Origin of the sequence: Klebsiella sp. 141203 (assembly GCF_032601985.1) — a bacterium.
In the GTDB taxonomy this organism is placed as follows: Bacteria; Pseudomonadota; Gammaproteobacteria; order Enterobacterales; family Enterobacteriaceae; genus Klebsiella; species Klebsiella aerogenes.
Map to the genome: position 1 here is coordinate 120,667 of NZ_JAQIRL010000006.1, position 22,972 is coordinate 143,638.

26 protein-coding genes are annotated in these 22,972 nt (G+C 55.9%); 17 read left to right on the forward strand and 9 right to left on the reverse strand.

Going from position 1 to position 22,972, the window contains the following annotated elements; all coding sequences use genetic code 11:
- The first annotated feature begins 7 nt into the window (after positions 1 to 7).
- Genes tauB through tauD form a run of 3 tightly spaced genes read left to right on the forward strand, consistent with a single transcriptional unit; the run spans position 8 to position 2,447 of the window.
- Positions 8 to 775: a taurine ABC transporter ATP-binding subunit gene (gene tauB / locus PGR29_RS21345; RefSeq protein ID WP_045380937.1), complete on the forward strand. Its 768-nt coding sequence runs from the start codon at positions 8 to 10 to the stop codon at positions 773 to 775.
- A complete protein-coding gene (tauC, locus tag PGR29_RS21350) occupies positions 772 to 1,599 on the forward strand; it encodes a taurine ABC transporter permease TauC (protein ID WP_020079520.1) in 828 nt (275 codons plus the stop codon). Before tauB ends, tauC begins: the two co-directional genes overlap by 4 nt.
- Positions 1,596 to 2,447, forward strand: a complete 852-nt coding sequence (tauD, locus tag PGR29_RS21355) for a taurine dioxygenase (protein ID WP_015368108.1) — start codon at positions 1,596 to 1,598, stop codon at positions 2,445 to 2,447. The genes tauC and tauD overlap by 4 nt, the downstream gene beginning before the upstream one ends.
- A gap of 4 nt (positions 2,448 to 2,451) precedes the next feature.
- On the opposite strand, the gene PGR29_RS21360 is transcribed toward tauD, so the two are convergent.
- The 4 genes from PGR29_RS21360 to ampH all read right to left on the reverse strand — a co-directional run bounded on the left by PGR29_RS21360 (position 2,452) and on the right by ampH (position 7,339).
- Positions 2,452 to 4,152 carry a lysophospholipid acyltransferase family protein gene (locus PGR29_RS21360; RefSeq protein WP_316425272.1) on the reverse strand — a complete coding sequence of 567 codons (1,701 nt, stop codon included), beginning with the start codon at positions 4,150 to 4,152 and terminating at the stop codon, positions 2,452 to 2,454.
- 162 nt (positions 4,153 to 4,314) lie between these two features.
- A complete protein-coding gene (locus tag PGR29_RS21365; protein WP_316425273.1) occupies positions 4,315 to 4,806 on the reverse strand; it encodes an REP-associated tyrosine transposase in 492 nt (163 codons plus the stop codon).
- A gap of 290 nt (positions 4,807 to 5,096) precedes the next feature.
- A complete protein-coding gene (hemB, locus tag PGR29_RS21370; protein WP_015704537.1) occupies positions 5,097 to 6,071 on the reverse strand; it encodes a porphobilinogen synthase in 975 nt (324 codons plus the stop codon).
- A 107-nt stretch (positions 6,072 to 6,178) separates the two neighbouring features.
- Positions 6,179 to 7,339 (reverse strand): D-alanyl-D-alanine-carboxypeptidase/endopeptidase AmpH, encoded by a 1,161-nt coding sequence (gene ampH / locus PGR29_RS21375; RefSeq protein WP_316425274.1) that lies wholly within the window; start codon positions 7,337 to 7,339, stop codon positions 6,179 to 6,181.
- 221 nt (positions 7,340 to 7,560) lie between these two features.
- Between ampH and PGR29_RS21380 the strand changes: the two genes are divergently transcribed.
- From PGR29_RS21380 to PGR29_RS21390, 3 genes are all read left to right on the forward strand, one after another.
- On the forward strand, positions 7,561 to 8,073 hold the full coding sequence (locus tag PGR29_RS21380) for an isochorismatase family protein (RefSeq protein ID WP_183269041.1): 513 nt from the start codon (positions 7,561 to 7,563) through the stop codon (positions 8,071 to 8,073).
- A gap of 116 nt (positions 8,074 to 8,189) precedes the next feature.
- Positions 8,190 to 9,410 carry a peptide antibiotic transporter SbmA gene (gene sbmA, locus PGR29_RS21385; RefSeq protein WP_046884025.1) on the forward strand — a complete coding sequence of 407 codons (1,221 nt, stop codon included), beginning with the start codon at positions 8,190 to 8,192 and terminating at the stop codon, positions 9,408 to 9,410.
- Positions 9,411 to 9,428: 18 nt separating this feature from the next.
- On the forward strand, positions 9,429 to 10,532 hold the full coding sequence (locus PGR29_RS21390; RefSeq protein WP_308958593.1) for a DUF1615 domain-containing protein: 1,104 nt from the start codon (positions 9,429 to 9,431) through the stop codon (positions 10,530 to 10,532).
- Here PGR29_RS21390 and PGR29_RS21395 read toward each other — a convergent pair.
- Positions 10,529 to 10,834 (reverse strand): DUF2755 family protein, encoded by a 306-nt coding sequence (locus PGR29_RS21395; RefSeq protein ID WP_015704540.1) that lies wholly within the window; start codon positions 10,832 to 10,834, stop codon positions 10,529 to 10,531. The two genes, PGR29_RS21390 and PGR29_RS21395, sit on opposite strands and share 4 nt — an antisense overlap.
- A 244-nt stretch (positions 10,835 to 11,078) precedes the next feature.
- Between PGR29_RS21395 and PGR29_RS21400 the strand changes: the two genes are divergently transcribed.
- Entirely contained in the window at positions 11,079 to 11,282 is a 204-nt protein-coding gene (locus tag PGR29_RS21400) for a DUF2754 family protein (protein ID WP_015368030.1), read from the forward strand.
- 52 nt (positions 11,283 to 11,334) lie between these two features.
- On the opposite strand, the gene ddlA is transcribed toward PGR29_RS21400, so the two are convergent.
- Entirely contained in the window at positions 11,335 to 12,432 is a 1,098-nt protein-coding gene (gene ddlA / locus PGR29_RS21405; RefSeq protein ID WP_308958594.1) for a D-alanine--D-alanine ligase, read from the reverse strand.
- Between the two features lie 302 nt (positions 12,433 to 12,734).
- Between ddlA and PGR29_RS21410 the strand changes: the two genes are divergently transcribed.
- The 4 genes from PGR29_RS21410 (at position 12,735) to PGR29_RS21425 (ending at position 16,424) form a co-directional block, all read left to right on the forward strand.
- The gene (locus tag PGR29_RS21410; protein WP_087860419.1) at positions 12,735 to 13,934 is read left to right on the forward strand and encodes a multidrug efflux MFS transporter; all 1,200 of its coding nucleotides are present in this window, start codon (positions 12,735 to 12,737) and stop codon (positions 13,932 to 13,934) included.
- Between the two features lie 310 nt (positions 13,935 to 14,244).
- Complete coding sequence (gene iraP / locus PGR29_RS21415; RefSeq protein WP_015368026.1) at positions 14,245 to 14,505, forward strand: anti-adapter protein IraP; 261 nt, start codon at positions 14,245 to 14,247, stop codon at positions 14,503 to 14,505.
- Between the two features lie 100 nt (positions 14,506 to 14,605).
- Positions 14,606 to 16,021 (forward strand): alkaline phosphatase, encoded by a 1,416-nt coding sequence (gene phoA, locus PGR29_RS21420; RefSeq protein WP_213794274.1) that lies wholly within the window; start codon positions 14,606 to 14,608, stop codon positions 16,019 to 16,021.
- A gap of 91 nt (positions 16,022 to 16,112) precedes the next feature.
- Positions 16,113 to 16,424, forward strand: a complete 312-nt coding sequence (locus tag PGR29_RS21425; protein ID WP_047078668.1) for a PsiF family protein — start codon at positions 16,113 to 16,115, stop codon at positions 16,422 to 16,424.
- A gap of 46 nt (positions 16,425 to 16,470) precedes the next feature.
- Here the strand turns inward: PGR29_RS21425 and proC are convergent, their stop codons facing one another.
- Positions 16,471 to 17,280: a pyrroline-5-carboxylate reductase gene (gene proC, locus PGR29_RS21430; protein ID WP_015368023.1), complete on the reverse strand. Its 810-nt coding sequence runs from the start codon at positions 17,278 to 17,280 to the stop codon at positions 16,471 to 16,473.
- Positions 17,281 to 17,395: 115 nt separating this feature from the next.
- Here proC and PGR29_RS21435 point away from each other — a divergent pair, with 115 nt between their 5' ends.
- Complete coding sequence (locus tag PGR29_RS21435; protein WP_015368022.1) at positions 17,396 to 17,854, forward strand: YaiI/YqxD family protein; 459 nt, start codon at positions 17,396 to 17,398, stop codon at positions 17,852 to 17,854.
- Here PGR29_RS21435 and PGR29_RS21440 read toward each other — a convergent pair.
- Positions 17,851 to 18,558 (reverse strand): DUF2076 domain-containing protein, encoded by a 708-nt coding sequence (locus PGR29_RS21440; RefSeq protein ID WP_047078667.1) that lies wholly within the window; start codon positions 18,556 to 18,558, stop codon positions 17,851 to 17,853. The two genes, PGR29_RS21435 and PGR29_RS21440, sit on opposite strands and share 4 nt — an antisense overlap.
- Before the next feature lie 334 nt (positions 18,559 to 18,892).
- Here PGR29_RS21440 and aroL point away from each other — a divergent pair, with 334 nt between their 5' ends.
- The 4 genes from aroL to ppnP all read left to right on the forward strand — a co-directional run bounded on the left by aroL (position 18,893) and on the right by ppnP (position 20,981).
- Entirely contained in the window at positions 18,893 to 19,417 is a 525-nt protein-coding gene (aroL, locus tag PGR29_RS21445) for a shikimate kinase AroL (protein ID WP_316425275.1), read from the forward strand.
- Positions 19,418 to 19,488: 71 nt separating this feature from the next.
- Positions 19,489 to 19,680: a YaiA family protein gene (locus PGR29_RS21450; RefSeq protein ID WP_015368019.1), complete on the forward strand. Its 192-nt coding sequence runs from the start codon at positions 19,489 to 19,491 to the stop codon at positions 19,678 to 19,680.
- A 251-nt stretch (positions 19,681 to 19,931) separates the two neighbouring features.
- The gene (locus PGR29_RS21455) at positions 19,932 to 20,609 is read left to right on the forward strand and encodes an AroM family protein (RefSeq protein WP_015704547.1); all 678 of its coding nucleotides are present in this window, start codon (positions 19,932 to 19,934) and stop codon (positions 20,607 to 20,609) included.
- Between the two features lie 87 nt (positions 20,610 to 20,696).
- The gene (gene ppnP / locus PGR29_RS21460) at positions 20,697 to 20,981 is read left to right on the forward strand and encodes a pyrimidine/purine nucleoside phosphorylase (RefSeq protein WP_047044546.1); all 285 of its coding nucleotides are present in this window, start codon (positions 20,697 to 20,699) and stop codon (positions 20,979 to 20,981) included.
- 54 nt (positions 20,982 to 21,035) lie between these two features.
- Here ppnP and rdgC read toward each other — a convergent pair whose 3' ends face one another.
- The gene (rdgC, locus tag PGR29_RS21465; RefSeq protein WP_316425276.1) at positions 21,036 to 21,947 is read right to left on the reverse strand and encodes a recombination-associated protein RdgC; all 912 of its coding nucleotides are present in this window, start codon (positions 21,945 to 21,947) and stop codon (positions 21,036 to 21,038) included.
- A gap of 91 nt (positions 21,948 to 22,038) precedes the next feature.
- Here rdgC and mak point away from each other — a divergent pair, with 91 nt between their 5' ends.
- On the forward strand, positions 22,039 to 22,944 hold the full coding sequence (gene mak, locus PGR29_RS21470; RefSeq protein WP_087860416.1) for a fructokinase: 906 nt from the start codon (positions 22,039 to 22,041) through the stop codon (positions 22,942 to 22,944).
- The last annotated feature ends 28 nt before the right edge of the window (positions 22,945 to 22,972 follow it).

Sequence of the window (22,972 nt, forward strand, 5' to 3'; positions counted from 1 at the left end):
GGCTCCGATGCTGCAAATCTCGCATCTCTCCGCTGATTATGGCGGTAAACCAGCGCTGGCGGATATCAACCTGACGCTGGACAGCGGCGAACTGCTGGTGGTGCTGGGCCCCTCCGGCTGCGGCAAAACCACGCTGCTGAACCTGATTGCCGGATTCGTGCCTTACCAGCACGGCAGCATCACTCTCGAAGGCCGTCGCATCGACGGGCCGGGCGCCGATCGCGGCGTGGTGTTTCAAAATGAAGGTCTGCTGCCGTGGCGCAACGTGCTGGATAACGTCGCGCTGGGATTACAGCTGGCGGGGGTTGAAAAGACCCAACGCCGGGAAATCGCCGCGCAGATGTTAAAAAAAGTCGGCCTGCAGGGGGCGGAAAAACGCTTTATCTGGCAGCTTTCCGGCGGCCAGCGTCAGCGCGTCGGTATTGCGCGCGCGCTGGCGGCGGATCCGCAGCTTTTGCTGCTGGATGAGCCCTTCGGCGCGCTGGATGCCTTTACTCGCGAGCAGATGCAAACCCTGCTGCTGCGCCTGTGGCATGAAACCGGCAAGCAGGTGCTGTTGATTACCCACGATATCGAAGAGGCGGTATTTATGGCCAGCGAGCTGGTGCTGCTGTCGCCGGGGCCAGGGCGGGTGCAGGAACGCCTGCCGCTGGAGTTTGGCCGCCGTTTTGTCGCCGGTGAATCCTGCCGCAGCATTAAATCGGATCCGCAATTTATCGCCCAGCGCGAATATGTGCTTAGCCGGGTGTTCGAACAACGGGAGGCTTTCTCATGAGCGTGGTCCTCAATGATAAACCGCGCCAGCGCGCGCTGAAGTGGCGCTGGCCGCTATCACGGCAGTTGACCCTTAGCGTAGCGACGCTGGCGGTGTTGCTGGCTATCTGGTGGGCGGTGACCGCGTTGCAGCTGATTAGCCCGCTGTTTTTACCCTCGCCGTGGCAGGTATTGCAGAAGCTACTCACCATTGCCGGGCCGCAAGGCTTTATGGACGCGACCCTGTGGCAGCATTTGGCGGCGAGCCTGACGCGTATCGCCATCGCGCTGGTACTGGCGGCGATCGTCGGCGTACCGGTGGGGATCGCCATGGGATTGAGCCCAACGGTACGCGGGATCCTCGACCCGCTGATCGAACTGTATCGTCCGGTACCGCCGCTGGCATGGCTGCCGCTGGTGATCATCTGGTTCGGCATTGGCGAAACACCGAAAATCTTACTGATCTATCTGGCGATTTTCGCTCCGGTAGTGATGTCGACGCTGGCGGGGGTAAAAAGCGCGCAGCAGGTCCGCGTTCGCGCCGCGCAGTCTTTAGGGGCCAGTCGCGCTCAGGTGCTGTGGCTGGTGATCCTACCGGGCGCGCTGCCGGAAATTCTCACCGGCCTGCGCATTGGCCTTGGCGTCGGTTGGTCGACGCTGGTGGCGGCGGAGCTGATTGCCGCCACTCGCGGCTTAGGTTTTATGGTGCAATCCGCCGGTGAATTCCTGGCGACCGATGTGGTGTTAGCCGGGATCGCGGTGATTGCGATAATCGCATTTGTTCTGGAACTGGGACTGCGCGCGTTGCAGCGTCGCCTGACGCCCTGGCATGGAGAAGTACAATGAGTGAACGTCTGAGCATTACCCCGTTGGGGCCGTATATTGGCGCGCAGGTGGCCGGAGCCGATTTGACCCGTCCGTTAAGCGACAATCAGTTTGAGCAGCTATACCACGCGGTGCTGCGCCATCAGGTGGTGTTCCTGCGCGAGCAAAATATCACCCCGCAACAGCAGCGCGATCTGGCGTTACGTTTTGGCGATTTGCATATTCATCCGGTCTATCCGCATGCGCCGGGCGTTGACGAAATTATCGTGCTGGATACCCATAACGATAATCCGCCGGACAACGATAACTGGCATACCGACGTGACCTTTATCGACACGCCGCCGGCAGGGGCGATTCTGGCGGCGAAGGAGTTACCTTCTACCGGCGGCGATACCCTGTGGACCAGCGGTATTGCCGCCTGGGAGGCGCTCTCTGAACCGTTTCGCCAACTGTTGAGCGGGTTACGCGCGGAGCACGATTTCCGCAAATCGTTCCAGGAGTACAAGTACAACAAGACGCAAGCGGAGCATCAGCGCTGGCGCGAGGCGGTGGCGAAGAACCCGCCGCTGTTGCACCCGGTGGTACGTACCCATCCGGTAACCGGTAAGCAGGCGCTGTTCGTCAATGAAGGGTTTACCACCCGTATTGTGGATGTCAGCGAGAAAGAGAGCGAGGCGCTGCTGAATTTCCTGTTTGCTCACGTCACAAAACCGGAATTCCAGGTGCGCTGGCGCTGGCAGCCGAACGACGTGGCGATTTGGGATAACCGGGTGACGCAGCATTACGCTAACGCCGACTATCTGCCGCAGCGGCGCATCATGCACCGCGCGACAATTCTTGGCGATAAGCCGTTCTACCGGGCGGGATAAACGGCTAGAGATGCGCGCCGATGTAGCGCTGGTAGCGGTTGGCTTTCAGGTAGGTTAAATCCACCAGCACCAGCCCATCGACGCAGTGATTAAAGTCCGGGTCGCTGCCGAAATCGATAAACTGCACGCCGCCCGGCTCGCACACTTCCGAGTACTGTTTATACAGCGGCGGGATGCCGCAGCCGAGGTTACCGAGCAGCGACTTCAGCCGCGTCAGGTCTTCGGTGTAATCCTTGCCGCCAAACTGCGCCAGCACGTCGGGTAGCGAAGCTGGGTAGGGGCGGCGGGATTTGGCCAGCGGATGCGTGGCCGGAAACCATAAGCGGTAGAAGGCGACCAGCAAATCGCGGGCATCGGGCGGCAAGCCGCCGGAAATCGAGACCGGTCCAAAAAGATAGCGATAGTGCGGATTACGCGCCAGCCAGGCGCCGATGCCTGACCAGAGATAATCCAGTCCGCGGCGCCCCCAGTAGCGCGGCTGAATGAAGCTGCGCCCCAGTTCAATCCCGTGCTGCAGAATATCGTCCATCCGCGCGTCGTAGTGGAACAGGCTGTAGCTGTAGATGCCCTCCAGTCCCCGTTTCTCCAGTTGCATGGCGGTAGGCATAAAACGGTAGGCGCCGACGATCTCCAGATCCTCTTCATCCCATAAAATCAGGTGCAGATAGTCATCATCGTAGCTATCGATATCGCGGCGTTTACCGCTGCCTTCGCCGACCGCCCGGAAGGCGATCTCCCGCAGACGGCCCAGTTCGCGTAGCAGCGGCGCCTCTTCCTGACCGTTGCGCTGCCATAGATAAATCAGCTTACCGTCGGCTGTTTTGCCCAGACATTCGGTTTTTGCCAGCTCGCGTTTGAGCAGCGCGCGGTCTTCCGGGCGGGCGATCGCGCTTTCGCTTTTAAACAGGCCGGGTTGTCCTTTACCGAGGCGCTCGACGTGGCGGTAGCAGCGGTCCGCCAGTTCGCGGGCGGAAAGCGGCGGCTGATGCCACGATGACCACGCGATTTGCTGGCCAATGCGTAACGGCAAGCTGCTATCGCGGCGGCGAAACATCTGCTGCATTAATAGCAGCAGCGGCAGATTATCGGAGAGCAGGGCGCTGGCGTAGAACAGCGGGCTGTTGTGGGCGCGGATCCAGGCCGGCAGCAGCGGCGCGCGGTATTTCGCCGCCAGCTTGATGAAGCCGGGATGCCATTTTTTATCACGGATGCCGCGGCGGGTCAGACGCGAGACTTCCCCCGCCGGGAAGAAGATCAGCACGCCGCCCTGCTGAAGCTGTTGATCCATCTGCTGCAGCGCCGCTTTGGCGGTACGGCCGTTGATATTATCCACCGGAATAAACAGCGAGCTCAGCGGTTCAAGATGGGTCAGCATGCGGTTAGTGACGACTTTGACATCGCGCCGTACGCGGGAGACCGCATAGAGCAGAGCGAGTCCATCAAGCGTTCCGGTCGGATGGTTGGCGATAATCACCAACGGGCCATGTTCGGGGATTTGTTCAAGGTCATGCGCCGGAATAGCGCAACGGATGTTGAGATGTTCGAGGACCTGTTCGACCGTATCCAGTCCTTTCAGGTGACGATGGCGGGCGGCAAATTGCTGGAACTCTTCTTCATGTAGAAGTTTTTTCAACACCTTTTTCTGCCAGGGGGCGGGCCTTGCCTGTGGCCACAGGTCATCGAGAACGTTGTCGAGACTAAACATAGTGACTCCTCCTCTGTCCTGCCCAGACAGTAGAAGGCGCAGATGTCGTTCAGATTACAATTCGGTGAAGATTCGGTCTCAGCAGGTGAGGTTTCCCGGATAGCGGCTACGGTTTGGCGCCGATTTGTAGCCCCGGTAAGCGTCAGCGCCACCGGGGAGGGGCTATCGGCGTTCGCCGCAGCTAAGCTCAAAGCTTTCGCCAGCCCAGTTTGCAGGATATAGCCCGCGTTGGACATCTCGATGAAAGGTTGAAAATGGCCAATCTATAACCTGCGTAACCCAACCATGTTTTAATGGATTGATATGTATGTAATCAACATGGCGGCGATAATCTTCTTCATCATGTATGGCATGCTCCCAGAAGCGAGGTTGCCAGATATGTTGTCGTTTTAATGTTCTGCTAAAACAGCCTTTGATATCGCGCCAGCGGGAAGAAAAATCGTCATCATTGTTGGGCAGTGTCCAGATACAGTGGAGATGTTCAGGCAATACCACCCAGGCATTAATGATAAAAGGGCGACGCTGTTTTACAACGGAAACGGAGTAGCGAAATAATTCAATTCTTTCAGTCAGAAGCCTGCTTCTACGGTCTTTCAAATTAACGGTAAAGAACCAGGTTCCCCCTTTGATGTAATAGCGTCGATAAGCAACCACAGCTTCTCCTGGTAGCTAACGTTTATAATGTGATTTAAGACGTTAAAGGAGAAGAGAAGGTTCGCCAAGGAGCCGTCACGGAAGATGGAAAACGGAACGCAAAATCTGATTCCCGGATAGCGGCTAACGCCTTATCCGGGCTACGATTTGGCATTCGGTTGGTAGCCCCGGTAAGCGTCAGCGCCACCGGGGAGGATTCCCGGATAGCGGCTAACGCCTTATCCGGGCTACGATTTGGCATTTGGTTGGTAGCCCCGGTAAGCGCAAGCGCTACCAGGGGGAGGGAAGGTTTAACGCAGAATTTTTTTCTCGGCCAGATCGAGGGCGAAATAGCTGAAGATCAGGTCCGCGCCTGCGCGTTTAATTGCGCCAAGGCTTTCCAGCACCACTTTCTCTTCGTCGATAGCGCCAGCCTGCGCGGCAAATTTGATCATCGCGTACTCGCCGCTGACCTGATAAGCGCCGAGCGGCAGGTCGGTGCGCTCGCGGATATCACGCAGGATATCCAGATAGGCGCCAGCCGGTTTCACCATCAGGCAGTCCGCGCCCTGCGCTTCATCGAGCAGCGACTCGCGGATTGCCTCGCGACGGTTCATCGGGCTCATCTGGTAGGTTTTACGATCGCCTTTCAGCGCGGTACCGGCGGCTTCACGGAACGGGCCGTAGAACGATGAGGCGAATTTGGTCGAGTAGGACATAATTGCGGTATTGGTAAAGCCTGCGGCATCCAGCGAACGGCGGATCGCCTGTACCTGGCCGTCCATCGCGGCGGAAGGCGCGATGAAATCAGCGCCGGCGGCCGCGGCGACAACCGCTTGCTTACCGAGGTTTTCCAGAGTCGCATCGTTATCGACGCCGTGCTCGCACAGCACGCCGCAGTGGCCGTGCGAGGTATATTCGCAGAAGCAGGTATCGGACATGACGATCATTTCCGGCACCGCCTGTTTGGCGATACGGGTCATGCGCGCCACCAGACCGTTTTCATTCCAGGTATCGCTACCGGTCGCGTCGGTATGGTGGGAAATACCAAAGGTCATCACTGAACGAATACCGGCGTTGGCGATGCGCTCAATTTCGCGCGCCAGATGTTTTTCCGGAATACGCATGACGCCAGGCATCGCTTCGATGGCTTTGTAATCGTCAATTTCTTCTTCAACAAAGATCGGCAACACCAGGTCGTTCAAACTCAGTGTTGTCTCTTCAAACATGGCGCGCAGCGAGGCGGATTGACGCAGGCGGCGTGGGCGAGTGATTAAATCTGTCATGGTTTGCCTGATTTTGTGAAATGAAAGAAGGTAGTGTACCGCAAACGACAGCGGGATGTTTCGCCAAAACGATCCTTAACAATCAGTGGCAAAACATCCCGCAACGATTACTGGCTGGCGGTTTCCATATTCGGCTGCACGCCGCTTAAGGCGCTGACGAGGTCGTTGACGCCGTCGCTCATGGCGCTGAAGCGGGTCAACGCGGAACGGGTCACAACCACGAAGACCCCGACGTTAGCCTGCGGGTTCATCGCCATATAGGTAATAAATCCGCCGCCGCCGCCGGTTTTCTGAATAATGCCCGGATGGCCGTTTTTCGGCTTCATGTAAACCCAGCCCAGTCCCAGCGCATCGGCTTTACCCGGGACATCCATGCCAATCACTCTGGTGAGCTGGGGACGTTGATAAATCAGCGTCTGCATGCGATCGGCCTGCTGGCCGCGGGTATAGAAATCTGAAGAGAGGAACTGCTGCATCCAGCGCATCATATCGCCCGGCGTCGAATACACACCGCCGCTGCCGATGGCCGCGAGGGTGTTATTACACGGGCTGGCGCCTTTCTCCGCCACCATCAGGCGCTGACACTGGTCCGGCGATGGCGTAAAGGTGGTGTCCTTCATGCCGAGCGGGCGGGTGATTTGTTCTTCAAACAGCTGCGGGTAAGGCTTACCGGCGGCGGTCGATAGCGCATCGGCTAGCAGGTCGAAGGCCAGGTTGGAATAGGCCGCCTGCGAACCCGGCGTGGTTTTAAGCGTTGCCGTCGACAGCCAGTTCCAGCGCTGCTGGCGGGTCGGCCAGACGAAAACCGGGCGATGCGCCGCGCCGCCCGGCTGCTCGCGCGGCAGGGCGCTGGTGTGGGTCGCGAGATTGACCAGCGTAATCGGTACACCCTGGTAGGTTGGCACGCGCGCGCCAGGCGGGGCGTATTTACTCAGCGGATCGTCAAGCTTAACCACTCCCTGATCGAGCAGTTTCACCAACATTTCACTGGTCATCAGCTTACTCAGAGAGGCGATACGGATAACGGAATCCAATTGTGGATGCTGATTATTACCCGGACGGGTTTCGCCGAAGCTGCGGAATACGCGCTGGTTGCCGTCAATAACCACCATCGCCATGCCGGTGGCGCCGCTGCCGTAATAAATATGTTCGGCGAAGCGGTCGACCACATCAGAAGTAAATACCGGATCAACGCTCGGCTGAACCGCCTGGGCTGAGGTCCACGACGCCGCGCACAGCGCAGCAAAAATGAGCAAACTACGTTTCAACGGAGGCATCCATCGTTTATTAGGGGAATATACACCGTATTTATACTACGAAGTCGCGGCGAGCAAAGTGGGAATAACGACAATATTTCACAGAAAAGCGTAACGGTGCGTAAAAATGACTTTTTTCCGCTTTCAGATATCTGCTTTTCCGCCTGACGCGTATGATTAAGCTCTTATTCATCTTATAAAAGAGAGTGGTGATGGCATCTCAACGGGTTCTGATGGTAGTGGATATGCAAAACGGCGTATTCGAGACGCCGCGTATCGATCGCGAACGCTGCGTGGCGCAAATCAATCGCCTGATTCACGCCGCCGATAGCGTTATTTTCATTCAGCACGCTGAAGCGGGCGGCCTGGAAGAGGGAAGCGAGGGGTTTGCGCTGCTGCCTGAACTGGCGCAACCCGCCGGGGCGCGCTACGTCACCAAAACGGCCTGTGATGCATTTTATAAAACCGATCTTGAACAGGTGCTGCGCGAGAGCGGAACTCACGATTTTGTTATTTGCGGCTGCGCGACCGATTATTGCGTCGATACCACCATCAAAAACGGCGCCAGCCGCGGCTATGCCATCACCATCGCCGAAGATGCCCATACCACCGCTAACCGCGCCGCCGCTGAAGCCAAAACGCTGATCGCTCACTATAACGAGGTGTGGCGGACCTTCATCCTCCCTGGTAATCCTTTACGCGTGAAACCCGTAGAAACAATTCTTGCCGAATGGCAGACGAACTAAGTCGCTGATATCCGGTCTCATCATGGGTCCGCTTTACTTCGCCGCCGCGCGTTGCGGCGGGCGTACGTGTGGTACACAGCAAAAACAGAACGATAAGAAGTTAGCAGGAGAGTACGATGTTTAAAGCTTTTTTCCCCAAACCGGGGCCGTTTTTTATTTCTGCCTTTATCTGGTCGCTGCTGGCGGTGATCTTTTGGCAGGCGGGCGGCGGCGACTGGCTGCTGCGGATAACCGGCGCATCGCAGGATGTCGCCATCAGCGCGGCGCGGTTCTGGTCGCTCAACTATCTGGTGTTTTACGCGTATTACCTGTTCTGCGTCGGCGCCTTCGCGCTGTTCTGGTTTATCTATAGCCCGCATCGCTGGCAATACTGGTCGATTCTCGGCACCTCGTTGATTATTTTTGTCACCTGGTTTTTGGTGGAAGTTGGGGTGGCGATCAACGCCTGGTATGCGCCGTTCTATGATTTGATTCAGAGCGCGCTGGCCACGCCCCATAAGGTCAGCATCAATCAGTTCTACCACGAGATTGGTATTTTTCTCGGTATCGCGCTGATTGCGGTGGTGATTGGCGTGCTGAATAACTTCTTCGTCAGCCACTATGTGTTCCGCTGGCGTACCGCGATGAACGAACACTATATGGAGCACTGGCAGCATCTGCGCCATATCGAAGGTGCCGCTCAGCGTGTGCAGGAAGACACCATGCGCTTCGCCGCGACGCTTGAAGATATGGGCGTAAGCTTTATTAATGCGGTAATGACCCTGATCGCCTTCCTGCCGGTGCTAGTTTCGCTGTCGGCGCATGTGCCGGACCTGCCGATCGTTGGTCATTTACCGTATGGACTTGTGATCGCCGCTATCGTGTGGTCGCTAATGGGAACCGGGCTGCTGGCGGTGGTCGGGATCAAGCTGCCGGGCCTGCAATTTAAAAACCAGCGCGTAGAAGCCGCCTATCGTAAAGAGCTGGTGTATGGCGAGGACGACGCCAACCGCGCCACGCCGCCGACCGTGCGCGAGCTGTTCAGCGCGGTGCGCCACAACTACTTCCGTCTCTATTTCCACTATATGTATTTCAATATCGCCCGTATTCTTTACCTGCAGGTGGATAACGTTTTCGGCTTGTTCCTGCTGTTTCCGTCGATTGTCGCCGGTACGATTACGCTCGGCCTGATGACCCAGATCACCAACGTGTTCGGCCAGGTACGCGGCTCGTTCCAGTATCTGATTAGTTCGTGGACCACGCTGGTGGAACTGATGTCCATCTATAAACGTCTGCGCAGCTTTGAGCGCGAACTGGATAACAAAGGGCTGCAGGAAGTCTCTTCAACCGTTAATTAATGAATGCAAGGAAGGTTTATGGCGCAGGTTTCTCGCAGTGTTTCACTCTCTTTAACGCTGCTGGCCGGGTTGGTGCTGAGCGCCTGTACCAGCCAGCAGGCGCCTAAGTTGAAAGAAGGCGAGAAGCCGGTGGATGTCGCCGCCGTGGTGCGGCAAAAAATGCCCGCTAGCGTCAAAGACCGCGAGGCCTGGGCGCAGGCGATTGCCAAAACCTTTGACAGCCAGAAGCTGGCGCCGACGGAAGAAAATGTCTGTTCGGTGCTGGCGGTCGCCCAGCAGGAATCAAATTATCAGGCCGATCCGGCGGTGCCGGGGCTAAGCAAAATAGCCTGGCAGGAAATTGACCGCCGGGCGGAGAAAATGCATATCCCGGTATTTCTGGTGCATACCGCGCTGAAAATCACCTCGCCGAACGGTAAAAGTTACAGCGAGCGCCTCGATAACGTCAAAACGGAAAAACAGCTGAGCGCGATTTTTGATGACTTCATTGGCATGGTGCCGATGGGCCAGAAGCTGTTCGGCTCCCTCAATCCGGTGCATACCGGCGGGCCGATGCAGGTAAGCATCGCCTTTGCCCAGCAGCACACCGATGGTTATCCGTGGAAAATGGACGGCACCGTGCGCCAGGAGGTTTTCAGTCTACGTGGCGGGTTGTGGTTCGGCACCTATCATCTGCTGAACTACCCGGCTAACTACAGTGTGCCGCTGTACCGCTTTGCTGATTTCAATGCCGGTTGGTATGCCAGCCGTAATGCCGCCTTCCAGAATGCGGTGGTTAAAGCCACCGGCGTTAAGCTGGCGCTGGATGGCGATCTTATTCGTTATGACAGCGATGAACCCGGAACGACTGAGCTGGCGGTGCGCCGTTTAGCCGGGCAGTTGGGGATGAGCGATAGCGATATCCATCGTCAACTGAAGAAGGGTGACAGCCTGGCGTTTGAAGAGAGCGATTTGTATAAGAAAATATTCAAAATCGCCGAGAAAAAGGCCGGGAAAACGCTTCCGCGCGAGATGTTGCCAGGGATCCAGCTTGAGAGCCCGAAAATCACCCGCAATCTTACTACCGCGTGGTTTGCTAAGCGGGTCGACGATCGCCGCGCCAGCTGTATGGCGCGTCGTTAACGGTTATGGTACCAGCGCAGGATAAGCCCCAGCGCGCCGACCAGCAGGCTACCAAACAGGAATGGAATTAAACCGAACAGGGTACCGACGCCGAGCCCAATCTCAATACGCGGGCGGTTGGTATCCTGAATCTGAATGAGATGTTCGAATACGCCTGGCGCGTGTACCAGCATGCTCAACATTTGCGCGCCGGCCCAGATGCACAGCAGAACAAAAAGCGCGTAGGCAATGTTACCGCTGGTGATCGATACCTTCTTTTTGTTGCTCCCCATCAGCGTCTTTGAAAACGTAAATTCAGCCATATAAACCTCCGCAACACCTGTTCCGCTGGTTTTTCCTCCAGCTCTATAGACAGGAATTCTGGCAGCGCCGGTCGTTTCCCTGTATCAGATTGCTGGTAATTTCTGCCAGGAATAATCCTGTTTTGACAAAACTGTCGGCGGGCCCGCATTGCCCCAAAAGGGAGAGCGGCTTCGCATTGTGCGAACAATCTTGTTGGCGCGGCGGGCGGCTATGCGATGATGTTTTTTTTCTGCAGGAGTCGTTATGAAGCTGACCGACAAAATCCGCCGTGACTGGCACTACTACGCGTTTGCGCTGGGGTTAATTTTTATTCTCAATGGCGTGGTAGGGCTGTTGGGGTTTGACGCGCAGGGCTGGCAATCTTATGCCGTTGGTCTGGCGACGTGGGTCGTGAGCTTTTGGCTGGCGGGATTTGTTATTCGCCGCCGTCCGGCAGAAGAGGCGTAATAACGACGTGGTAGCCCGGGTAAGGCGGTACGCCGCTACCCGGGAAAGAGGCTTAGTTCATTGAGGTTTTCAGCGCGCGGTCGGCAGCGTGGCGCTCCAGCGCCAGCTCGATCAGGCGGCTTATCAGGCTGGTGTAATCCAGACCGCTGGCCTGCCACAGCTTCGGATACATACTGATGTTGGTAAAGCCCGGTAGCGTGTTGATTTCGTTGATCACCACCTCGTCATCTTCCGTCAGGAAGACGTCCACGCGGGCCATTCCGCTGCAGCCGAGCGTTTGGTAAGCGCGGACGGCGATATCGCGGATTTTGTCGTTGATCTCCGGGGCGATGGCTGCCGGAACCACCACCTGCGCGCCTTTATCATCAATATACTTGGTATCGTAGGCATAGAATTCGCTATTGAGTACGATCTCCCCGCAGGTGCTGGCCTCGGGATAATCATTGCCCAGCACGGCACATTCGATTTCACGGCCCTTAATCCCTTGTTCAACCACCACTTTATGGTCGAATTCAAAGGCTAACGCGATGGCCTGCAGATACTCTTCTTCGCTCTTCACTTTGCTGACGCCGACGGAAGAACCCTGGTTCGCGGGCTTCACAAACAGCGGTAGCCCCAGCTTCGCTTTGATATCGGCAAAGCTGAACTGCTGGCGGTTGGCGCGAGTCAGGGTGATGAACGGCGCAATCGACAGACCGGCATCGCGTAGCAGGCGTTTAGTGACGTCTTTATCCATGCAGGCGGCGGAGCCCAGCACATCGGATCCGACGAACGGCAAATTCGCCATCCGCAGCATCCCCTGCAGCGAGCCATCTTCGCCAAGGGTGCCGTGAACAATCGGGAAGATGACGTCGATGGCCGCCAGCGGCTGGCCGCTATCGGCGTTGATCAACTGATGGGCATCGCGACCGGGAATTTGCGCCAGCGTCACGTCCGATGGGCGCAGCGCGATATGGGCGGGATCCTGCGGGTTCAGCAGATAGTTGCTGGCATCGTTGATATGCCAAAGCCCCTGTTTATCGATTCCCAGCAGCACAACATCAAAGCGCGTTTTATCAATTGCTTCGACGATATTTTTGGCTGACTGCAGCGACACTTCATGTTCTGCCGACTTACCGCCAAAAACGATCCCAACCCTCATTTTAGCCATTTCAACTTCCATCCTGATTACATCAAAACACATAACATAGCATGTGTTTTAGCGAGATGGCTGCCTGAATCTTTACCCTTTGCCGCAGAGGGTTAAATGCTGCGCATTCGCCGCTATGCGCCGGTGTGCGTCAGCACATCGCACTGACGAAAATGCGGTTATCTTCGATTATGTTTGTCTACTCCGCGGTCAGGGCGATAAAACACCAAACTCGCGGCATGCGCATCTCTGGTACTACGTGCGAAGACGGAAATTGCTAAGCTAGATAATAATTAACGAAACACTAATGAATACGCGTAGTTATGGAATCCTGGAAGGTTAATCTCATTTCTGTCTGGTTCGGCTGCTTTTTCACCGGACTCGCCATCAGTCAAATTCTGCCCTTCTTACCGCTGTATGTCTCTCAGTTGGGCGTTACCTCACACGAAGCGCTGTCGATGTGGTCGGGCTTGACCTTTAGCGTCACGTTCCTGGTGTCGGCGATTGTCTCGCCGATGTGGGGGAGCCTGGCAGACCGCAAAGGGCGCAAACTCATGCTGCTGCGCGCCTCCCTTGGCATGGCGATAGCCATTTTACTGCAGGCTTTTGCGACCAACGTTTGGCAGCTATTTATTTTGCGGGCGGTAATGGGGCTGACCTCAGGCTATATACCCAACGCCATGGCGCTGGTGGCCTCGCAGGTGCCGCGTGAACGCAGCGGTTGGGCGCTGAGTACCCTCTCGACAGCGCAGATAAGTGGCGTGATCGGCGGCCCGCTGCTCGGCGGTTTTCTTGCCGACCACGTCGGCCTGCGGGCGGTGTTTTTCATTACCGCGATTTTACTGACGGTCAGCTTCCTTGTGACGTTATTTCTGATTAAAGAAGGCGCCCGGCCGCAAATAAGCAAAGCCGAGCGTCTGAGCGGCAAAGCGGTCTTTGCTACGCTAACGCATCCGGGGTTGGTAATTAGCCTGTTTTTCACAACCTTGGTTATCCAGTTGTGTAACGGCTCTATCGGGCCGATTCTGGCGTTATTTATCAAGTCGATGGCGCCAGACAGCAACAATATCGCGTTTCTGGCGGGGATGATTGCCGCCGTACCGGGCATTTCGGCGTTGATTTCCGCACCTCGGCTGGGAAAACTCGGCGATCGCATCGGGACGTCGCGTATTCTGCTGGCGACGTTATGCTGCGCGGTGGTGATGTTCTTCGCAATGTCGTTCGTGACCTCGCCGCTGCAGCTCGGAGTATTGCGCTTCCTGCTGGGCTTTGCCGACGGAGCGATGCTACCGGCGGTCCAGACGCTGCTCTTGAAATACTGCAGCGATAACGTCACCGGGCGTATTTTCGGTTATAACCAGTCATTTATGTATCTGGGTAATGTCGCCGGGCCGCTCATTGGCGCTTCGGTCTCGGCAATGGCAGGTTTCCGCTGGGTGTTTATTGCCACTGCGTTGATTGTCCTGATTAATATCTGGCAACTGGCGATTATGTTACGCCGTAGCCGCCGCGCGGCCGTTTAAATAAAAATATTGGGCGCTCATAAGGGCGCCTTATATTAATCAGCTGATATAGCTATTAACCATTACCTTTAGTTATCCTTAAATAGTGCGACGCATATTCCATTTTATTATTTACTATTAAATTTGGTTATAGAATTATCTTTTGGCTATTAATAATAGGGGCTTTGCCTTTGTTGCCTGGCGGTAATAAAAACGTTTCGCTGAATATTATTGCAGGAATAACCCTATTATTTGAAAATAATTCTGGTATCGATATGCCGATGTATGACATAACTAGGCCATTATGGATGTTGCTTAAGGATAATGCGTAATGAAAAATCTCATTGCCGAGCTGTTGGTCAATCTGGCGCAAAAAGAAGAAGAGGCAAAAGAACTGACGGTACAGGTTGAGGCGCTGGAAATTGTCGTCACCGCGCTGCTGCGCCATATGGCTGAGGATGCGCAGCAACGTTTGATTCAGGATATCGAAACCGCAATGGAGCAGGTAAAGCCCGGGCCGCTGGTGGACGACCGTGACACCCAGCTTCTGCAGCAATATATAAAAAAGCTGCTCCGGCATCCTCGTAACTAATCATGTGACCAGTAAGGATGCTGTCATTTTTCTGTCACACCACTTTTATAAAGTCTCCCTCGTTTTGTTTTTTAAGTATTTTTTACATGGAGACGACAAAGTGAAATTATCTGCCCTCTTTATTGCCCTGTTACCGCTGCTGGCTCCCCCGGTTATTCATGCGCAAACCACTTCTTCGCCGGTGTTGGAAAATCGCGCGGCGCAGGGCGATATCACGACCCCAGGCGGCGCGCGCCGTTTAACGGGCGATCAGACCGAAGCGCTGCGCGCTTCGTTAATCAATAAACCGGCGAAAAATATTATTTTGCTCATTGGCGATGGTATGGGCGATTCAGAAATTACCGCCGCACGAAATTATGCCGAAGGCGCCGGCGGTTTCTTTAAAGGTATTGATGCCCTGCCGCTGACGGGCCAATATACCCATTATTCTCTGGATAAAAAAACCGGCAAACCGGATTACGTGACGGATTCCGCCGCTTCGGCAACCGCGTGGACCACCGGCGTGAAAAGCTATAACGGCGCGCTGGGCGTTGATATCCACGAAAAAGATCATCAGACCATCCTTGAGCTGGCGAAAGCCGCGGGTTTTGCCACCGGCAATGTCTCGACGGCTGAACTGCAGGATGCGACGCCGGCGGCGCAGGTTGCCCATGTGACCTCGCGTAAATGCTATGGTCCCAGCGTGACCAGCGAAAAATGCGCCAGCAACGCGCTGGAAAAAGGCGGTAAGGGCTCTATCACCGAACAACTGCTGAATGCCCGTCCGGATGTCTCTTTAGGCGGCGGGGCGAAGACCTTTGCTGAAACGGCGACCGCGGGGGAGTGGCAGGGGAAAACCCTGCATGAGCAGGCGGTCGCTCGCGGCTATCAGATTGTGACCGACGCCGCCTCTCTCGCCGCTATCAGCGAAGCTAATCAGGGTAAACCGCTGCTCGGTCTGTTCTCCGACGGCAATATGCCGGTGCGGTGGGAAGGCCCGAAAGCCTCTTATCACGGCAATATCGACAAGCCGCCGGTAACCTGTACGCCAAACCCGAAACGCGATGCTTCCGTACCGACGCTGGCGCAGATGACTGAAAAAGCGATTGACCTCCTGAGCCACAATGAAAAGGGATTCTTCCTGCAGGTTGAAGGGGCGTCTATCGATAAACAGGACCATGCCGCAAACCCTTGCGGCCAGATTGGCGAAACCGTTGACCTCGATGAAGCGGTACAGAAAGCGCTGGAATTTGCCAAAAAAGAGGGCAATACCCTGGTTATCGTCACCGCCGATCACGCCCACTCCAGCCAGATTATCCCGGCAGACACGAAAGCGCCGGGCCTGACCCAGGCGCTGACTACTAAAGATGGCGCGGTAATGGTGATGAGCTATGGCAACTCTGAAGAAGAGTCAATGGAGCACACCGGTACCCAACTGCGCATTGCCGCATACGGACCGCATGCGGGCAACGTGGTGGGGCTCACCGACCAGACCGATCTGTTTTACACCATGAAAGACGCGCTGGGTCTGAAATAACCCGCGGCCGGTAACGAATTTACGTTACCGGCTGGTTTTTTTGCTGATAGCGACCAGACTTACAGAGATCCACTAACAGAGGGATGGTGTGATGAAAATAACATTTCTGGTAACCCTACTTTTTGGTTTGGTCTTTGTTGCCGCGGTAAGTGCCGCAGATAAAACGTTAACGCCTCAGCAGCAGAAAATGAGCGTATGTAATACCGAAGCGGCGTCAAAGTCGCTGAAGGGTGATGAACGTAAAGCTTTTATGAGCAATTGCCTGAAGAAAGATGCGCCAGCGGCCGGCAAGACGCTGACGCCTCAACAGCAGAAGATGAGCGCTTGTAGCAAAGAAGCGTCGTCGAAATCGCTGAAGGGTGACGATCGTAATAAGTTTATGAGTACCTGCCTGAAGAAATAAGATGACGGGTGGGGCGGCGCCTCACCCGTAGTCTCTTTAAGGCTTATCAGGAACGGCTCAGTTGCTCTGATTTTTCCATACATTTTGCCATTGCTTCGATAACGGCTGAACGGAAACCTTTCTCTTCCAGTACGCGAACCGCTTCAATGGTGGTGCCACCCGGCGAGCAGACCATATCTTTCAGCGCACCCGGATGTTCGCCGCTTTCCAGTACCATCTTCGCTGACCCCATCACCGCCTGCGCGGCGAATTTGTAGGCCTGCGCGCGCGGCATACCGCCGAGAACGGCGGCATCGGCCATGGCTTCGATAAACATAAAGACGTAAGCCGGCGCGGAACCGCTGACGCCAACCACCGGGTGAATCATCGGTTCGGCGATGGTTTCCGCCTGGCCGAAGCAGCGGAAAATGGTTAACACCTCGGCGATCTCTTCCGCGCTGACCAGCGCGTTTGGCGTTACGGAGGTCATCCCGGCGTTCACCAGCGACGGCGTGTTCGGCATGGCGCGAATAATTTTGCGATCGTGGCCCAGCGCCCGAGCCAGCTGATCCAGCGTGACGCCTGCGGCTATCGAAACCACCAGCGAATCTTTGTTCAGACTGGATGCGATATCGCTTAATACCTTGGTCATGATCCCCGGCTTCACCGCGCCGAAGACGATATCGGCGACCTGAGCGACTTCCTGTGCGCTTTCCGCCGCATTAATACCGTATTGGTCATGCAGGGCGGCAACTTTGTCCGGCGATGGGGTATAGACCCAGATTTGCGCCGGTTGCACTTGTCCGCTGGCGATCAGGCCGCCGAGAATGGCTTTACCCATGTTGCCGCAGCCGATAAAGCCAATTTTCTTATCCATTACCTTTCCCCTCTGCATTTTTCGTTACGATCCCACTAGCTTATCATCCTGGCGCTTTTCTGGGGGAGAAAAGCAGGCGACAATGTCGCAACCTTTGCCAACGACAGGAGCCGAAATGGCGATTTGGGTAGATGCGGACGCGTGTCCGAATGTCATTAAAGAAATTTTGTTCCGCGCCGCCGAACGCACGCAGACGCCGTTGACGCTGGTCGCCAACCAGTCGCTGCGGGTTCCGCCGTCGCGCTACGTCCGCGCGCTGCGGGTGGCACAGGGTTTTGATGTTGCCGATAACGAGATTGTCCGTCTCTGTGAACCGGGCGATTTGGTGATCACCGCCGACATCCCGCTGGCGGCGGAAGTGCTGGCGAAAGGGGGAGCGGCGCTGAATCCGCGGGGCGAGCGCTACAGTGAAGCGACCATTCGCGAGCGCCTGACGATGCGTGATTTTATGGAGACGATGCGGGCCAGCGGCGTACAGACCGGCGGCCCGGATAGTTTATCGCAGCGCGATCGGCAGTTATTTGCCGCCGAGCTGGAAAAGTGGCTGCTTGCGGTTAAACGTCAGCAGGATTAAACCCAGCTGTCGTCATCGCTACCGAAATCATCGTCATTGCCGAAGCCGGCGTCGAAATCGGAGTCAAGGGTGTTGTTATCCGCCAGGAAAGGATCGTCCTGCTGGCGGAACGGATCCTCGGCGGCGTTATTATCCAGCGCCGGGCTGACGTCTTGTTGCTGCTGCGGCTGCTGTTCATCGATGATGTTCACGATCTCCTGCGGGTGTGAACCACTGAACATATTGGTCAGCATATTGCCCAGCACCACGCCGCCTGCCACCCCGGCCGCGGTTTGTAGCGCGCCCGCCATAAAGCCGCCGCCGCTGCGCCCGGCCGCCTGCGGGGCATAGTTTTGCTGCGGCGCATACTGCGGTTGCGCGTTATTGGCCTGCGGGCGGCCATATTGCTCGGCCCCGGGAATCGGATCGGAGCCGCGGGACTGGCCGCCGCCGAACAGGCCCGACAGGAAGCCGCCGCTGCTCGGTTTTGCCGCCTGCAGCTGGCTAACCTGCGCCTCCAGCGCCTGAATGCGGTCGTTAAGCTGTTTGATAGCCGCTTCCTGAATCAGGATAGTTTGCGCCATATAGTACGGGGCCGCCGGCTGCTGGGTTACGTGCTGGGCAATCCGCTCCTCGGCGCTGGCGTCGCGCGATGCGCTGTGCGTCTCGGCCTCTTTTAAACGGGAAAACAGGCCATCAATAAGGCGTTGTTCTTCAGATTGCATGATACATTCCTCTGTCACACGGGTCATTTACCGTCAGAGTGCGACGGTCGGCCGGTGTTGTAAATATGTTGCAGCGTAAAGCTGTGCAGAAATGTGTTACCGTTTACGGCAAACGATGGATAAAAAATAATCCTTCGACTTTAAGTAAAGCTGGCATAACACTAAATGCAATGATAAGTTTACATGCGGAATCCATTCAAACTCTATGGTAAATAGGGTTCCCTAAAAAATGTAACGATTATTTTACGGTTATCGTGGCAGGCATTTGCAGGTATCATGGCGTACTTTTCGCCTTTATTTCTCCGCGACACGCGGAACCAGGGGGTCTTCGGTAATGACACAACCAATTTTTCTCATCGGGCCGCGAGGCTGCGGTAAAACGACGATCGGCCATGCCCTGGCGCGCGCGCTGCATTTCCAGTTTTCCGATACCGATCATCGTTTACAGGCTCATGAGAAACGCACGGTAGCGGAAATCGTGCAGAAAGAGGGCTGGGAGCGCTTTCGTGAACTGGAGACGCTGTCGCTGAAGGCCGTTACGCTGCCGGATACGGTGATTGCGACCGGCGGAGGGATTATTCTTGCTGAACGCAATCGTCTGTTTATGCGTGAAAAAGGCATTGTGATTTATCTGCAGGCTTCTGTTAACGCCTTGATTGAGCGTCTGGAAGCATACCCACAGTCGGAACAGCGTCCAACGCTGACCGGTAAGCCCGTCCGCGAGGAAGTCGGCGAAGTGTTGGCGCAGCGGGAAGCCCTGTACCGCGAAACCGCCCATCATACCGTAGACGCCACCGCGACGCCGGATGCGGTGGTTGAACAGATTATGACCATGCTGTGCGATGTGACGGTAAGTTAGGATTTTACCTGGGTCAGGGGGGAAAGCGGAGCCTATACTTAATTGTTCTGACAGCCGAAAAAGGAAGAACAATGCCAAACAGACCCCCTTATCCGAGACAAGCACGCGTTGTCGCCGTCGAAAAAGGCGCCGCGGGTCAGACGGTCACCTGGTATCAGCTGCGTGCTGATTACCCGACACCCGATTCGCTGATCAGCGAACATCCCTCCGAGCAGGAAGCGTTAGACGCTAAACGGCGCTACGAAGATCCCGAAAAAACCTAATCCCCCGGCCCGGTTTGTGCCATGAAGATGGCAATACCGGGCTCAGCTCACATTTTTAATTCATCAATGGTACTAATGAATACCTAACACACGGATTTTTCAGGAGCGACTCTGAAGCTTCTGGAATCTTTACATTCCGCAGCGCCGCTGAGCTGCTACGCTTCTCGACGGTTGATTTTTACTCACCAGGGGGGCGGATGTCGTGTGTGAAAAGCCTGTGTTGAAGCAGTGGTAGTGAAAAGGTACATGATATGAGTGCAACGATGGCAATTTTGACCATTGGCGTAGCGCCGGTGGCGGAAGTTTTGCCGCTGTTAACCGAACATATCAGGGAAGAGCAGATCACCCATATTAGCCTGTTAGGTAAAATGACGCGTGAAGACGTTATGGAAGATTATGCCGTGGAATCCGGCGACCAGGGGCTGCTGACCTTACTCAATGACAACCAACTGGTGGAAGTCTCCCGCCAAAAGGTGGAGCGCGATCTGCGCTGCGTTATCGAGATGCTGGATCGGCAGGAATATGATGTCATTCTTCTTCTCAGTTCCGAGCAGTTGAGCGGCCTGGCGACGCACAACGCTATCCTTCTTGAGCCTGAACGGATTATTCCGCCGCTGGTGGCATCGATTGTCGATGGCCATCAGGTGGGCGTGATTGTACCCGTTGAAGAAGTCCTGCCCCTGCAGCGACAAAAGTGGCTCACTTTAGAAAATACGCCTTACTATGCGCTGGCGAATCCGATGGGCGGCAGCGATAGCGATTTGCTGGATGCAGGAAGAGGTTTAGTCGAACAGGGGGCGGATGTACTGGTGCTCGACTGTCTTGGCTATCATCAGCATCACCGCGACGTATTACAAAAGGCGCTGGATGTCCCGGTATTATTGTCAAATGTGCTGGTTTCGCGACTGGCGGCAGAACTATTAGTTTAACCCGACGTTATCGATTAATTTTACGTGACAGGGGCAAGGAGCGCCCCCTATATTGAAGCTTCAACCAACGATGATAAGGTCTTGTTTATGCTTCAAAGCAATGAGTATTTTTCAGGGAAAGTGAAATCTATCGGCTTCACCAGCAGCAGTACCGGCCGCGCCAGCGTTGGGGTGATGGAAGAGGGTGAATACGCCTTTGGCACCGCCCAGCCGGAAGAGATGACCGTGGTCAGCGGCGCACTGAACGTACTGTTGCCTGGGGAAACGGAATGGAAAGTTTATGCGGCAGGCGAAGTGTTTAACGTGCCGGGTAATAGCGAATTCCACCTGCAGGTGGCTGAACCAACTTCCTACCTGTGCCGTTATCTGTAATTTAAGCGCCTTCCTGCCGCGTCCACTTTCCGGGCCCGGCAGGAAGGTGACGCATTAGCGTTGGGCTTCGCCGCCCAGGCCTTCCACCAGATTTTGAATCAATGCCGCCAGCTCGCCGGTCATTAAAATAAAGTCGGCGTCAAAACGCTGCGCAAAATCTTCGCGGTCAATATCTTCATTCTGGTCACGTAATTCGTCGCAGAACTTCAGACGTTTAATCGATGCGTCGTCGCAGATCACAAACTGGATACGCTGCTGCCAGTCGAGCGCCAGTTTGGTGACCACTTTACCCGCTTCGATATGTACGGCGATCTCATCACTCACCAGATCCTGTTTCTTCGCGCGGATCACGCCACCATCTTCCAGCATCGCTTTCAATTCGGCTTCGTCAAGCAGCTGGAAGCCCTGAGCCACGCTACCGGAGCGCACCCATTCGGTCAGCGTCAGCTCGATCGGGTTTTCCAGCGTCAGCGGCACCACCGGCAGCGAGCCCAGCGTTTTACGCAGCAGCGCCAGCGTATCTTCCGCTTTCTTCGCGCTGGCGCAGTCCACCATGATCAGGCCGTTGACGGTATCGATCCACATCATCGTTTGGCTGAAGCGGCTAAAGGCGCGCGGCAGCAGCGAGTGCAGAACTTCATCTTTCAGCGAATCTTTTTCCGTTTTCTTCAGCTTGCGGCCCTGATCGGCTTCGAGCTTGAGGATCTTCGCTTCCAGCGCCTGTTTGATCACCGGCGACGGCAGGATCTTTTCTTCTTTACGGGCGCAGATAACGATCTGGCCGTTTGCCGTATGCGTCAGCGCGTCGCTTTGCGATCCCATCGGCGATACCCAACCGGTTTTCGCCATATCCTGGCTGCCACAAGGGGTAAATGTCAGCTCGGCCAGCTGTTTTTCCATCTCTTCGGCACGCAATTCGATATCGCGGCTCAGACGGTAAACCATTAAATTTTTGAACCACAGCATGATAATTTCCACGGCTTTGTCGTTAAATCAGGCGGGCATGATAGCGAATTGTCGCTATGCTTGCATTGTTAATCGGGGTGAGGAGCAGACTGTGCGTATTGGTATTGATTTAGGTGGAACAAAAACAGAAGTCATCGCCCTGAGTGAGCAGGGCCAGCAGTTATTTCGCCACCGCTTGCCAACCCCGCGGGAGGATTATCGCCAGACCATCGAGACCATTGCCTCGCTGGTGGAGATGGCCGAGCAGGCGACCGGGCAGCGCGGCACTGTCGGTATGGGCATCCCCGGCTCGATTTCGCCGTATAGCGGGGTGGTGAAAAACGCCAACTCGACCTGGCTGAACGGACAACCCTTCGATAAAGACCTCAGCCAGCGCCTCAATCGTGAGGTCCGGCTTGCCAACGATGCTAACTGCCTGGCGGTTTCGGAAGCAGTTGATGGCGCGGCCGCGGGGGCGCAAACCGTGTTTGCGGTCATTATCGGTACCGGCTGCGGCGCGGGGGTGGCGTTGAACGGGCGCGCGCATATCGGCGGCAATGGCACTGCCGGCGAATGGGGACACAACCCGCTGCCGTGGATGGATGAAGATGAGCTGATCTACCGCCAACAGGTCCCTTGTTACTGCGGCAAGCAGGGGTGTATTGAAACCTTTATTTCCGGCACCGGCTTCGCTACCGACTATCAGCGGCTGAGCGGAAAACCGTTAACCGGCAGCGAGATTATGCGCCTGGTGGGTGACGGTGACGAAAAGGCCGAACTGGCGCTTAGCCGCTACGAGCAGCGGCTGGCGAAATCGCTGGCGCATGTGGTGAATATCCTCGACCCGGATGTCATTGTGTTAGGCGGCGGGATGAGCAATGTCGAACGCCTGTATCAAACGGTACCGGGGCTGGTGAAGCAGTGGGTATTCGGCGGAGAATGCGAGACGCCGATTCGCCAGGCGATGCACGGCGATTCCAGCGGCGTACGCGGCGCGGCATGGCTGTGGCCGCTATGATCTCATTCCCTCTCCCCAGTGGGAGAGG